At 41.0% G+C, this 14366-nt stretch carries 8 protein-coding genes; 6 read left to right on the forward strand and 2 right to left on the reverse strand.

Translation table 11 applies throughout. The features are described 5' to 3' along the window. Positions 1 to 97 precede the first annotated feature (97 nt). The 5 genes from BO18_RS13880 to BO18_RS13900 all read left to right on the forward strand — a co-directional run bounded on the left by BO18_RS13880 (position 98) and on the right by BO18_RS13900 (position 9583). On the forward strand, positions 98 to 394 hold the full coding sequence (locus tag BO18_RS13880; protein WP_034446878.1) for a hypothetical protein: 297 nt from the start codon (positions 98 to 100) through the stop codon (positions 392 to 394). Between the two features lie 524 nt (positions 395 to 918). After that, positions 919 to 2364 carry a glycogen synthase GlgA gene (gene glgA, locus BO18_RS13885; RefSeq protein ID WP_034446880.1) on the forward strand — a complete coding sequence of 482 codons (1446 nt, stop codon included), beginning with the start codon at positions 919 to 921 and terminating at the stop codon, positions 2362 to 2364. A gap of 19 nt (positions 2365 to 2383) precedes the next feature. Further along, a complete protein-coding gene (locus BO18_RS13890) occupies positions 2384 to 4051 on the forward strand; it encodes a putative polysaccharide biosynthesis protein (RefSeq protein WP_034446881.1) in 1668 nt (555 codons plus the stop codon). A 185-nt stretch (positions 4052 to 4236) separates the two neighbouring features. After that, positions 4237 to 8094 carry an InlB B-repeat-containing protein gene (locus BO18_RS13895; RefSeq protein ID WP_034446882.1) on the forward strand — a complete coding sequence of 1286 codons (3858 nt, stop codon included), beginning with the start codon at positions 4237 to 4239 and terminating at the stop codon, positions 8092 to 8094. Positions 8095 to 8215: 121 nt separating this feature from the next. Then, positions 8216 to 9583 carry a sodium-dependent transporter gene (locus BO18_RS13900; protein ID WP_034446884.1) on the forward strand — a complete coding sequence of 456 codons (1368 nt, stop codon included), beginning with the start codon at positions 8216 to 8218 and terminating at the stop codon, positions 9581 to 9583. 8 nt (positions 9584 to 9591) lie between these two features. Here BO18_RS13900 and BO18_RS13905 read toward each other — a convergent pair whose 3' ends face one another. Continuing rightward, positions 9592 to 11382: an Rqc2 family fibronectin-binding protein gene (locus BO18_RS13905; protein ID WP_034446885.1), complete on the reverse strand. Its 1791-nt coding sequence runs from the start codon at positions 11380 to 11382 to the stop codon at positions 9592 to 9594. A 114-nt stretch (positions 11383 to 11496) separates the two neighbouring features. On the opposite strand from BO18_RS13905, the gene trpS reads away from it, so the two are divergent. Continuing rightward, positions 11497 to 12507 (forward strand): tryptophan--tRNA ligase, encoded by a 1011-nt coding sequence (gene trpS, locus BO18_RS13910; protein ID WP_034446886.1) that lies wholly within the window; start codon positions 11497 to 11499, stop codon positions 12505 to 12507. Positions 12508 to 12704: 197 nt separating this feature from the next. Here trpS and BO18_RS13915 read toward each other — a convergent pair whose 3' ends face one another. Then, entirely contained in the window at positions 12705 to 14204 is a 1500-nt protein-coding gene (locus tag BO18_RS13915; RefSeq protein ID WP_034446888.1) for a tagaturonate reductase, read from the reverse strand. Between the last annotated feature and the right edge of the window lie 162 nt (positions 14205 to 14366).

Raw genomic sequence — 14366 nt, forward strand, 5'->3', positions numbered from 1 at the left:
ACGTGCATGATATTGTGCAAAATGTAGGAACAAGCGTTTGAAATTTGCTTCGAAATGTGCTATATTGTGTTTAATAATGAAATGAGGTACAACATCTATGAGTAAGAATGAAAAGGAATTGGAACAGATAAGTACAACTGATAAACTTAAGGCCTTCAGAACTCTTAAGGATGCGGGACTTCGCGTTGAAATGAGCGGAAGCGGAGTGCCTACTGTAGTCTGTGCTTCAGCATCCGATATGGACAAGGAACTTAAGAATGTTAAGAAGATCCTTAAGGAACTTAGATATAACGGAAGCTTTGGAGTACGTGGTCCAAGAAGAAGTGACCAGATCCTTGCTGAGGATGTTATTGAAAAGAAGGAAGAAGAGCAGGAAAGTGCTATCCCGGCATAAATCATATTGGACCCACAAGAAAGAATGCCGCTTGCGACATTCTCGCGCCGAGCGCGGTTGCTGAAGGCAACATATTCCTATCGCGCGATGTGCAGATCACTTGGCGAGGTTTTTTCGAGCCTAGTGAAATGTCATACACAGTAGTGCGCATCCATAGCGGAGCGCTTTTATGATATAGGAATTTCGGAGAAATTTCCTATATCATAAAAAAGGCACCTGAGAACAGGTGCCGTGCTTTTGGGAGGAGGGGTCGATTAGTGGGGAGCCAACCGACCCGGTATGAAAAAAGTTTTGTTGGGGGAGTCAGAAGTGTTGTCACTTCTGATATGTATAAATCTTACTGTTAAAATTTGTACAAAATATGGACGATTTATAAAGAAAGAATAAAGTAATTCGAAATAATAAATAACACAGCACGATATTGTGATAATTTGAGGCTTATAGTTTTTTAATAATAAGACATATTGTATAATATACTATATGTTTAGTTTTTTTTATCTGTATGATAAGGAGACGACTGACTAATGAAAAACATCCTGTTTGTAGCATCTGAAGGAGTACCTTTTATCAAAACTGGCGGACTTGCTGATGTAGTAGGTTCTCTTCCAAAGAATATCGATAAGAGATATTTTGATGTTCGAGTTATTCTTCCTCTGTACAAGTGTATCAATCAGCAGATGAAGGATAAGATGGAGTATGTGACCAACTTCTATATGGATTTCCACTGGAAGAATGAGTACGTGGGCATCTTTAAGGCGGAAGTTGACGGGATCAAGTATTACTTTATAGATAATGAATTCTATTTCAATGGAATGAAACCCTACGGGGATGATACATTATTTGAAATTGAGAAGTTTGCTTATTTTTCAAAGGCAGCTCTTTCAATTCTGCCTGTAATTGACTTCAGACCTGACATCATTCACTGTCATGACTGGCAGACAGGCCTTATTCCTGTTTATCTCAAGGAGAGATTCCAGGGAAGTGAGTTTTACCGTGGTATAAAGGCCATTATGACTATTCACAACCTGAAGTTCCAGGGCAAGTGGGATATTAAGAAGGTTCAGGATATTACCGGACTTCCTGACTATTACTTCACACCGGATAAACTGGCTCTTTTCAAGGATGCTAACCTTCTCAAGGGCGGAATCGTTTATGCAGATGCCATTACTACAGTTAGTAAGGCTTATGCAGAAGAGATCAAGACAGAGTTTTACGGCGAGGAGCTGGATGGACTTCTCAGGGCAAGGGCAAATGACCTTCGTGGTATCGTAAACGGTATTGATTACGATGAGTTTAACCCTGCTACAGATAAGTACATTCCTTATAAGTACAATGCCATCAACTTCCGCAAGGAAAAGATCAAGAATAAGCGCGCTCTTCAGAAGGAGCTTGGCCTTAAAGAAGATGACAAGATGATGATGATCGGTATTGTATCAAGACTTACCGACCAGAAGGGATTTGACCTTATCAACTATGTCCTTGACGAGCTGTGTCAGGATGCGATCCAGCTTGTTGTTCTCGGAACTGGAACAGAGCAGTACGAGAATTCCTTCAGACATTTTGACTGGAAGTACAATGACAAGGTTTCTGCTAACATCTATTATTCAGAGCCTATGTCACATAAGATATACGCAGCATCGGATGTATTCCTTATGCCATCGCTGTTTGAGCCCTGCGGACTTTCACAGCTTATGGCTCTTAGATATGGAACTATTCCGATCGTAAGGCAGACCGGCGGTCTTATTGATACTGTTGAGCCTTACAATAAGTTTGAGAGCACAGGAACCGGATTTGGTTTCCTTAATTACAATGCTCATGAGATGCTTGGAACAATCCGTGAAGCTGAGCATGTTTACTATGATCAGAAGCGCGAGTGGAACAAGATGATTGACAGAGCCATGGCAGTTGACTTCTCATGGAAGGTTTCTGCTGAAAAATATCAGGAGATGTATGATTGGCTTAGGCCATAAGTATTAGTATTGGGCGGGAATGGAGAGTATCACAGAAAAAGAAAATTCTAGAAAAGGGCTATTGGTTCAGGCCGGTATTCTTGCTATAGCAGGGGTAATATCAAGAATTATCGGTCTTCTCTATGGCAGTCCGCTGGCAGCTATTATCGGTGATGAAGGTAATGGTTATTATGCAGCGGCTTATGCTATCTATACCATAGTCCTTCTGATTTCTTCTTATAGCATTCCCTCAGCTATGTCAAAGATAATATCCAGCAAGCTGGCGATTCATGAATACAGGAATGCCCACAAGATCTTCAAGTGCGCACTTAATTATGTTGCAGTGGTTGGAGGTGTCGGCAGTCTTATCATGTTTTTTGGAGCAGACATCCTGGCTGCAGGAAGATCGGCAACGGTACTAAGATTCTTTGCACCTACGATCTTTCTTTTTGGCTTTCTTGGTGTGTTGCGTGGTTATTTCCAGGCCCACAGGACCATGGTTCCCACGTCTATATCACAGCTTATTGAACAGATCTTCAATGCCATTGTAAGTATCAGCGGAGCCCTTATCCTTACCGGGATGGTGGGAGATGCAGCAGAAGACAAGGCTAAAAGAGCTGTCTACGGAGCCATCGGAAGCGCCCTTGGAACAGGGGCAGGGGTTGTGGTTGCTCTTATTTTCATGATCCTTGTTTACAGGTATAACATTCCTAAACTCCAGAAAAGGCTTCAGAAGGACACTCATCCGGAGATGGATACATGGATGATCTACAGACTGATCTTCATGATCGTAACTCCCTTTATTCTTAGTACCTTTGTATATAATCTCTCCACATCACTGAATTCTACACTCTTTAGCAGGATTCTTCTTCATGTGAAGGGAATGGATGAGAGTTATGTGGCTTACGAATATGGTATTTTTGCCAGGAAGGCAATGGTCATCACCAATCTGCCAATCGCTCTTGCCAGTGCAGCAGCTTCGGCTATGATACCTGAGGTTTCAACTACTCTTGCGAAGGGCAATAAGGATGAAGCCGGTGCAACAGTATCCAGGGTTACAAGGGTGATCCTTATGATATCGATTCCATGTGCTGTTGGGCTTTTTGCTTTGGCTAAACCTGTTGTGATGATACTATTTCCTCAGAGAGCGTCATTGGAATTAGCATCGATTTTCTTGATGTTTCTTGCGATTACTGTAGTGTTTTATTCTTTGTCGACTGTTACAAATGCAGTGCTTCAGGGAATCGGAAAAGTGAATGCTCCGGTCATCAATGCTGTAATCGCGTTGGTGGTACAAAGTGTTCTTTTGGTAATACTTTTGGTTTATACTAATTTGCAGGGTTTTGCCCTTTGTATTGTGACCATAATCTATTCGCTTGCTATGTGTTTGCTTAATAATATGGTTCTTAAGCAGCACTTGCAGGTTATTAATGATTTTAAAAAGACCTATCTTTTCCCTATAATCTCATCGGTTGTGATGGGGGGAGTGGCCTTTGGAATTTATCAGTTGTTTGCACTGATCTTCAGACAGTTCGTAGGAAGCGAATATTTTGTAAATCTTTTTTCAACCATTGTAGCTGTTGCAGTTGCTGTTCCAGTTTACTTCGTAGTACTGATAAAGTCTGGAGGAGCGACGGAGGAAGATATTAAGCGTTTCCCGAAAGGAGCTGGTATAGCGGGAATATTAAAGAAAATGAGAATTCTTTAATTAAAATTTTATTGAAATTTTATTGCGTTAAAATTTTGCTATCTGTAAAATTATTTACGTTGTAACAAAATTGTGTGAGAATATGATGATTTGTATGATTGACGATGTAATAAGATATTTATGTTTGTTTTTCATATAAAATTAGCATAAAAATTTTCTTAAGTTATGAGGGAGGAAGTGTGAAAATGAAGAAATGGAACAAAGTGTTGGCTTTTCTTCTGGCATTTGCCCTTGTGATCACAACCTTTGGAAGTGATCTTGCAAGTACTAAGGTATTTGCTGATGAGGGTGATGGCGTAGCTGTTGAGACAGAAATAGCAACAGTTGAGAAAGAGGCTATCACAGAAGAAAACTCAATCGAGGCAGTTGAGGCAGCTTCAGTAGAAGAGGCTGAGGAATCTGTCGAGGAGGCAGACTCATCAGAGGATGGGGAGAATTCTCAGAATGAAGAAGAGGCAGATGCTGATACAGAGGCGACTACTGAAGAGGCTACGGAAGAGGCTACAGATGAAGCTACTAAGGAGCTCACAGAGAAGGTAGAAGCTGTAGAAGAGACAGCAGTAGTTATAGAGAAGGAATTCAATCAGGATACTACAATTGATGGTATCAGGATTGCTCTTTATGCAGAACCCGGAGTTCTTCCTGCAGATGCAGAGCTTAGAGTTGAGAAGGTTGCTGAATATAAGGAAGGGCAGATTGAAGAAGTTATTGATGGAGAGCTTGGTGAGGACAAGACTGTTGAGGAAACATATTCTTATGATATCAACATCTATTCTCCAAGCCTTGGCGATTTTGTTCAGCCTGTAGACGGAACAGTAGAAGTAAGATTTGAGCAGATTGCTGCTGCAGCTTCTTCAGATACTGAGCTTGCTGTATTCCACGTTGAGGATGACCTTTCAGATGCAACACAGGTTGCTTCTGCAGGATCAGAGGCTACTGACATTGAATTTGATGCTGAGCATTTCTCAATCTATACAGTTACTATTGTAGTAGCTACAGATGAGAGCAAGGACGTAATAGATCCTGTTGCTGAATATAATACAATTTCTATTATTACAAAAGATGTAGACAATAAGACTGATGACAATGAAATTGGTTTTGGAACAGGAACTTTTGAGCTTACAACCTTTAACGAGGAGATAAGCGTTGATTCAATTGCACCTTTCATTACTGATTATGAGTTTGAAAAGGCTATTGTTGCTGTTGGTAACAGCTTTGAGACGGTTTTGGCTTTTAAAGTCATAACTGGAAGCAAACTTCAGTATAAGAATGCCGGTGGTACATGGAAAGATTACACAGCTAAGACAATTGAGTTCTACTATAGAAAGGCAAGCTTCTATGGCCTTGAGAATGCTGTTACTTTGAAGTATCTTGCTAATTTCCCTAGGGATGCCAAGACTACAAGTGGAACATGTCCTGAAGGCGAACTCTTTGACAAGACAAAAGAAAAAGAAGAAGAGACATTTACAACTAAGGTTAAAGGAAAGAATGACCTTAGTGTAGATGGTTATGAGTTCAAAGGCTGGTTGGATGATCAGGGCAAGGAATATCAGGAAGGAGATTCTATTACTCTTTCTAAGAACGTGACACTTCGCGCCATCTGGAAGAAGAGCGGTAGTGCGAAGGAAATAGAAATTATTTTCCTTAATGATGATAATTCGGAGCTGGTTAAACTTCGTAAGCCTTTTGACTATGATTATTCTGTAAGTGATTATGGTAAAGAAAACCCTAAGTCAAGTAAGCCAGAGGATGAGAAATACAGATTCACTGGATGGTCAGAGCCAGTAGTTGAAAAGGTTACTGATGGTGACTTGGTTGGTCGTGTAACCTATACTGCTCAGTACTCTAACAAGTATGCTTATACTGTAAAATATTTTTACAATAATAAGCTTATTAACACTTTAAAGCGCACAGAGACAATTGGTACTCCTATAAAGGTAGAAACTCTTGCAAAGAAATTAACATCAGATTTTTCAGATGCAAGTTGGGTTCTTGATAAGGAATATTATACAAATAATGGTATTCCTACAGAAATAACAATTTCTGACAATGAAGAATCAAATATTGTGTACGTATACTTTACTGATGAGGATGCAAATAAGGCAGATGTATTCTTCTATGTATTATTACCTAAGGCTACTGTTCCTCGTGATGCATCATCTCAGTCTGTAAAGAAGTATTTCCCTACAGGATCAGTAGAACATGTAAGCCCTAAGTTGTATAAGGGTAAGGCTGTGGCTTATCCTGGCGAAAGTGTTTATGATATTTCTGGTTTAAAGGACATTGTTATTAGTTCTCCGGAGAACGAACTGTATAATAGCGATGAATTCCAGAAGATATACAAAGATTTTAATGGATTAAATCTATCTGATTTTGACTATGAGATTGTATGGTATGTCTACAAGGCCGAAAATAAAGGCTATGATAGTAACAGAAAACAGTACATTTTTGACTCATATCATATTGATGGATATGTAAAGGGAGCTCCTATTGAAGTTAAGTATGTAGCGAACTTCGATGGACATGAGGATGACTTCGATATTTATTCAGCTAAGACCGGTGAGTATACTGTGCTCGGCTACGACGATACAAAACTTGCAAAGAATGATAAACAGTATTTCGTTGGCTGGAATACTAGTCGTGATGGATCAGGTACACAGTATAGTGCTAATGAGGTAACTACGCTTATAAATTCTACGACGCTTTATGCTCAGTGGAGAAATGATGATAAGTGCACTGTAATCTATAAGGATGGCTATACTCAGCCCCAGGGTGATGTTACAGATGTTCTTTACACAAAGACTGTAAAGAAAGGAAGCAGAACACCTACTACAGAGGATCCTAAGAGAGATAAATTCATATTCACTGGTTGGAAGAGCTCTTTAGATGGTAAGGTTTATCAGACATCAGAGATTAGTAAGCTTATTCTGACACAGGATGTTACTTATACAGCTCAGTGGAAAGATGCTCATAAGACTGTAATTACTATCAAGGGTTCAACAGATGGAAAGGGTGTAGATACTACACTTCAGTATAATGGTGCTCCACAGGAAGCAGATATGAATTTCACAATTGAGATTCATGTTGATGGAAAGCAGGTAGCATCTAACAGCATTGGCAGTGATGCTATGGATGTAATTCTTGCATCTGCCAAGAAAGTTCTTTCGCTTGGAAGTCTTACTGTTTATGCTGCTGATGAGTCAACTGTTTATGGAGAAACTACTACCAAGACACCTACCAAGATCACTAAGTCTTTCACTTATGAAGGTGTTACTTACACTGTTGAGATAGGCCTTACAGGTGGTGTTGGTACTGATGTTCTTGCAGATGGCAAGGGTTATCCTATTGTTATTGATTCTGTAAAAGTAACAAAGAATGCTGGCGGAACTACTTCAGAAGTAACTAATGAGTTCGACATTGATGTTAAGGTTGGAGATGTTGTAGGACATCTTTACATCACTCCTAGAACAGTAAATCTTAAGTCTGTTTCAGATTCAAAGACCTATGATGGTAATGCACTTGTAAACAACAACTTTGAGTCAATTACCGGTGATGGCTTTGCTAAGGGTGAAGGCTTTGGAAATGGCTTTGACATTACATGGACAGGCTCTCAGACAACAGTAGGCTGGTCATATAACACATTTAGCTACAGCTTTGGTGATCCTGCGGTAGTAAAGACTAAGGCCATCAACTACAAGATTGTTCCAGAGTATGGAACTCTTACAGTTAGCACATCAGGTGGTGGAAATCCTCCTTCAGATGATGATAATCCACCTTCAGGTGATCCTTCATCTTCAGATGATCCTACTCCTGTAAATCCTCCTGTTGGAGCAGTACTTGGAATTCAGAGACCTAGAATTGAGGCAGCTGAAGAGGCTCAACAGGTTCTTGGAGCAAAGAGACCTCAGGTTCTTGGAGCTAGAAGAGGACGTACAGAGGATGGTACAAACACTCTTGCACACATCATTACTATTATCTGTGCTGCCGGAGTAGCATTTGGAATGATCGCCCTGAGAAAGAAGAAAGAGGACGACAACAAGTAATTAAGCCTATAACTTAAGAAAAACAAACATATAGGAAGGGCTGTCACACACAGTGTGGCGGCCCTTTCAAATGGGTGTTATAATGCTTCTTGGCTAAAAATATATTTGGGAGGATTCTGTTTTGGAAACTAATAACCGTGGGTCTTTCACTGGGAAGATCGGATTTGTTCTATCAGCTGCCGGAGCGTCTGTAGGACTTGGTAATATATGGAGATTTCCGTATCTTTGTGCCAAATATGGTGGAGGAATCTTTCTTTTTGTTTATATCATTCTGGCTCTGACTTTTGGATACACCATGATAGTGGCTGAGACAGCAATCGGTCGTTCTACAGGAAAGAGTCCGGTTGGTGCCTTTAATGCCTTAAGCGGCAATAAGAGAATGAAGATTGGGGGCTGGATCAATGCCATTATCCCTATTCTTATAGTTCCTTATTATTCTGTTATTGGCGGATGGGTATGTAAGTATCTTTTTGAATATATCAGAAGTGATGCTTCGACAATTGCCGGCGATAATTTCTTTGTAGATTTCATCACCAACGGGGAAAAATCAGAATTTTGGTTCATAGTTTTTGCGATTCTGGTTCTGGGAGTAATCCTGATGGGGGTTGAGAATGGAATAGAGAGAGTATCTAAGTTTGTAATGCCTATACTTGTTGTTCTGGCAATTATCATCTGTATCTATTCAGTAACAAGACCCGGAGCACTGGCAGGTGTTAAATATCTCTTCGTTCCTAATGTGGAGAATTTCTCTATTATGACAGTGGTAACTGCTATGGGACAGATGTTCTATTCACTTTCAATTGCCATGGGAATCCTTATTACCTTTGGTTCTTATGTGAAGAAGGAAGTGAGTATTGATCAGTCCACAAGACAGGTAGAGTTCTTTGATACAGCTATAGCTATCCTTGCCAGTCTTATGATCATCCCTGCAATATTTGCATTCTCAAACGGCGATCAGAGTATGCTTAAGGCAGGACCTTCACTGATGTTCATAACTATGCCAAAGATTTTTGCCAGCATGGGATTTGGAAGGATAATCGGAATCCTTTTCTTTGCCCTGGTTTTGTTTGCTGCTGTAACCAGTGCAATAGCTCTGACAGAGAGTGCAGTTTCAACCTTTTCTGATGAATTTGGATGGAATAGAAGACTTGGAACTGTTGTTATGTCAGTTATCATGATAATCCTGGGAAGCCTTTCATCCCTTGGAAATGGGCCTCTTGCAGGCGTAACCATTATTGGAATGCAGTTCCTTGATTTCTTTGATTTTATTACGAATTCAATAATGATGCCTATTGCAGCTCTGGCTACATGCTTCCTCATAACCAGATACATGGGCGTAGATAAGCTGACAGAAGAAGTGGAACAGGATGGACATCCTTTCCAGAGAAAGCGTGTCTTTTCAGTCATGATCAAGTTCCTGTGTCCACTCTTTGTTTTGGTTATTCTTGTCAGCGCAGTAATGAATGTTCTCGGAATAATAAGTATGTGATTGAAGAATCAGTCACTTATAAGTTTTAGATTTGAAATGTCAGGTGAGATGGCCATGGAATAGTTGGTGTAATATACGACGAATCCTGGCTTTGCTCCACCGGGCTTTTTTACGTCCTTGCGCTTTAAATAATCTATTTCAACTTTTTCCTGATTTTTTCCCTTTGAATAGAACCCGGCCAAGGCAGCTGCCTCCTCAAAGGCTCTGTCAGGAACTTCTTTTCCTCCGGTTAAAAGAACTACGTGAGAACCAGGGATTTTCTTGGCATGGAACCACCAGTCTCCGCCATTTGCAGTCTTAAAGGTCAGCTCATCGTTCTGAATATTGTTCTTACCAACGTAGATATCAAAACCATCGCTGCTGACATAGTGGAAGGGCTTACTGGTTATCTTTTCTTTTCTGCCGTTTTTTGAAGTGGGGTGGGATTTGATATAACCACTCTCATAGAGCTCCTGCCTTATCTGGGCAAGATCTGCTTCCTTTTTGGCAATATCAAGGGCAGTAGAGATAGATTCCAGCTGTTCAATGGCTTCAGACACCTCTTTCATCTGTTCCTCCAAAGCCTCCTGGGTGCGCTTAAGTTTGGTGTACTTATCAAAGTATTTTTTTGCGTTCTGGTTTGGGGTGAGAGTAGGATCAAGGGGGATAGTAACATCTTCGCCGGTGTTGTAGTCGTTGACTGTGATGGATTTATCCCCTTCCTTGGCGCTGTAGCCGTATGTATTAAGGAGTTCACCCCAGGTCCTGTATTTGTCTTTTTTCTCAGAATCCTCCATCTGTTTTGTCTGTAGGTCATATTTCCTTACATTGCGCTCAAGAGCAGTCTGGACAATCTTACGAAGGTCCACTGACTTTTGCCTGATACGGGTAACAACGTTTTTCTCTGAATAGTAAGTTGATATGAGAGATGAGATGCTCTCTGATGTAACAAAAGAGTCGCTATCTTCATCTTCGTTATAGCCATAAATGGTGAGCGGAATGGAACAATATTCTTTAGGAGATTCCCCATCATAGTAGATGGCAGGAGTGAACACGGCGTTTCTTACGCATTCCATAACTTCATCAAAGGCTCTGTAAACAGCAATGGCCTCGCTGGTCTCAAGGGCTATGGCAGATTTATCTGCATCAATCTTAGCTCTGTAGCACATTTCTTGAGCTACAATGGGAGACAGCCCGGTGTAGCTTGAATATATTGCTTTGAAAAGAGGCATTCCCTTGCTGAGCACCAATGAAGAGAACTCATCAGCTGTGGTGGTCAGGGGATTTGTCTTTTCCTGACTGGGTACAAAGTAAGTACGACCCGGGAGAACCTCTCTGACTGAACTTATTGATGCTGGGATATGCTTGATACTGTCGATTATCACATCATTTTCATCTGTAAAGATGATATTGCTGTATTTGCCCATGATCTCGATGAGAAGTATCTTGTGGCAAAGATCACCCATTTCATCCAGATGCTCAATCTCAAAGCGGATGATCCTCTCAAGACCTCCGGGCTGAGTTACGGATATGATTCGTCCATTCTGGATATGCTTTCTAAGGAGCATACAGAAGTTGGGCGCTGTCATTGGAGAAGCCTTGCTCTCATCGGTGAGATACACTAAGGGGAGAGAAGCATCTGCAGAAAGAACCAGCCTTGTCTGCTTGATGCAAAACTGTTCAGCAGCTTCGTAGGAGAGCTTAATTGTAATGAACAGCTCGTCGCTCTCTGTCTGGGCAATCTTGTAGATTCTTCCTCCGGTAACTATATCTTTAAAATCCTTTGTTAAATTCGCGATTGTAATTCCATCAAATGCCATGAATATATTCCTCGTAATACATAAATTTGCAAAGTTAATTCTATCATAAATCCTTGAGAAAATCGCCTTTTACTGATATAGTATTCTTTAGTGTATTAACGGAGGAAATCTATAATGGAAGAAGTAAAAAACGAGAAAAAAGTCATGCTCTCTGGCATTCAGCCCAGTGGAGATTTACATTTAGGAAACTACCTTGGAGCCATTAAGAACTGGGCAGACAGGGTTAATGATTATGAGTGCTACTATTTCATGGCAGATATGCACACCATCACAGTAAGACAGGAGCCTAAGGAACTTAGGAGACGTTCTCTTGAGATGCTGGCCCTTTATATTGCCTGCGGACTTGATCCGGAGAAGAATACTCTTTTCCTTCAGTCACATGTTCCTGCTCATGCACAGCTTGGATGGGTTCTTGACTGTTACACTATGTTCGGTGAGCTCAGCCGTATGACACAGTTTAAGGATAAGTCAGAAAAGCACAAGGACAATATCAATGCTGGTCTGTTCACATATCCTTCTCTTATGGCTGCTGATATTCTTCTTTATCAGCCACACTACGTACCTGTAGGAGAGGACCAGAAGCAGCATGTAGAGCTTACAAGGAATATTGCTGAGCGTTTTAACAATATTTATGGAGATGTATTCAGAATTCCTGAACCATACATTGCAAAGACCGGTGCCCGTATTTACGGCCTTACAACTCCAGGTTCCAAGATGAGTAAGTCAGAGCCAAATGGATGCGTATTCCTTATGGATGAGCCTGATGTTGTAATGAAGAAGTTCAAGAGAGCAGTAACAGATTCAGATACAGAGAACTGCGTTCGCTACGACAAAGAGAACAAGCCCGGAGTAGCAAACCTTATGAATATCTACTCAACAATCACAGGAAAGACCTTTGAGGAGATTGAGAAGGAATTCGAGGGACAGGGCTATGGTGCCTTTAAGCCTGCAGTAGGAGAGGCAGTCCTTGAGACTTTGAATCCTATCCGTGAGGAAGCAAAGCGCCTCATCGCCGACAAGGCTTACCTTGAGAACGTTTACAAAGAGGGGGCCGAGAGAGCATCCTACATCGCAAACAAGACCCTCAGAAAAGTCTACAAGAAGATAGGTTTTTACCAGCTGTAATTCTTGAATGAGTTCTAAAACCATCTATTTGGAAATGCGCAGTTCTCGCACGAGGATGATGATTTTCAAAATGAAAAAGCTACAAATGCCGATTGTTTTGAGCAACGTCGAAATGAGGCATTTGTAGCTTTTTGAATTTTAGAAAATCACACCGCAGGAGCAAACAAGCATTTGCGAATGGATGGTTTTAGGTCGGATTAAAGACAGCTGGCGTACGCTTTCTCTGCACCTTCTGTGCGGATCATCTTGAGATCCTTTATTACTTCATCTGTGAGACCTGCAATCTTGTTAAGGTCCTGATCCCACATCTTTTCATTTCCAAGAACAGCCTTTACAAGGTCTTCCTCAGAATCATTTCTGTGATCATAGAAGAACTCGAGGGCCCATCTGTCATCGCTTACTGTGTAGGTGTTGCCAGCAGGTCTTTTGCAAACAAGACCCTTGTCGTTAAGCTCCTGAACATCGTTTGAGTAGAAGGCGATGTAAGCTGCAAGAGACATTGTAAGGCAAACAGGAAGCTTACCATTCTTGTCAATGTACTGAAGGAATGAAGGCATGTTTCTTGCCTTCCATTTGCTTGTTGAGTTAAGTGAGATGGACATAAGCTCGTGGTTTACGAAAGGATTGTTGAAACGATCCTTTACTGCAGCAGCGAACTGGTTAAGATCATTCTCGTCAAGGTGGTCAACCAGTGTAGGAATTACTTCGTCGTTGAGCATCTTGTTCATGAAGCCTGAAATTGCAGCATTGTTCATGCAGTCACGAACGATATCCTGGCCGGAGAGGTATGCACCAAGAACAAATCCTGTGTGTGCTCCGTTAAGGATACGAACCTTGCGATGCTTATAAGGCATTACATCTGGAACAACGTGAACGTTAACACCGGCTTTTTTGAATGGAAGTCTGTCCTCAAGACCTTCAGGTCCTTCGATGATCCATACTCCAAAGATCTCACCAACATCGATGAGTTCATCGTGGTAGCCGTTTGCTTTCTCAAGAACTTCAACCTCCTTAGGATCGCGGATACGACCTGGAACAATTCTGTCTACCAAAGTAGAGCAGAAGATGTTGTCATTGTTTACCCAGTTCTTAAATTCGTCCTCAAGCTTCCACTGGTCAATGTACTGATTGACGCACTTCAAAAGCTCTTTTCCATTGTTATCAATAAGCTCGCAGGAGAGAACAACGATTCCCTTCTTGCCTGCTTTGTATCTTCTGTAAAGAACCTGTGTGAGCTTTCCTGGGAAGCTGTTTGCAGGAACATCTTCAAAATTGCAGGAAGGATCATAAGCGATTCCTGCCTCTGTTGTGTTGGAAGCAATGATATCAAGATCGTCGCTCTCAGCAATTTCCATCATTCTGTCGTAGTCTGACTTGTCATAGGGGTTAAGACAGCAGTCGCAGGCGGAGATGACACGCTTTGCATCTACCTTCTGACCGTTCTCACTACCTCTAAGGTAAAGAGTGTAAAGACCTTCCTGATCATTGATAAGCTTTGTGAGACCCTGTGAGATAGGCTGAACAAGAGCAACCTTTCCATTAAAGCCGGCCTTTTCATTGCTGATATCAAAGAAATAATCTACGAAGGCACGCATAAAATTGCCTTCACCAAACTGAAGAACCCTGATAGGAGCATCCTTCAGAACATATCCGTCATAGCCGGATTTAGCCAGTACATCATAGTTTAATAATTCCATTACCCGTTTCCTCCTAAAGTGTAACCGCTTACAATGCAGGTTAAAACTTATTTTTCTTAATATTGTTATAACAGATTATGTAAGCGTTTACAATAGGAAAATTTCACGAATTTGATTGACATTGACCTTGAAAATGCATTATATTATAATGACTTGTGTAAA

Source organism: Butyrivibrio sp. AE2032 (assembly GCF_000702965.1).

Coding starts and splice junctions, on each gene's coding strand:
- BO18_RS13890 (WP_034446881.1), top strand. CDS start 2,384: ATGGAGAGTATCACAGAAAAAGAAAATTCTAGAAAAGGGCTATTGGTT.
- BO18_RS13905 (WP_034446885.1), bottom strand. CDS start 11,382: ATGGCATTTGATGGAATTACAATCGCGAATTTAACAAAGGATTTTAAA.
- BO18_RS13895 (WP_034446882.1), top strand. CDS start 4,237: ATGAAGAAATGGAACAAAGTGTTGGCTTTTCTTCTGGCATTTGCCCTT.
- trpS (WP_034446886.1), top strand. CDS start 11,497: ATGGAAGAAGTAAAAAACGAGAAAAAAGTCATGCTCTCTGGCATTCAG.
- BO18_RS13880 (WP_034446878.1), top strand. CDS start 98: ATGAGTAAGAATGAAAAGGAATTGGAACAGATAAGTACAACTGATAAA.
- glgA (WP_034446880.1), top strand. CDS start 919: ATGAAAAACATCCTGTTTGTAGCATCTGAAGGAGTACCTTTTATCAAA.
- BO18_RS13915 (WP_034446888.1), bottom strand. CDS start 14,204: ATGGAATTATTAAACTATGATGTACTGGCTAAATCCGGCTATGACGGA.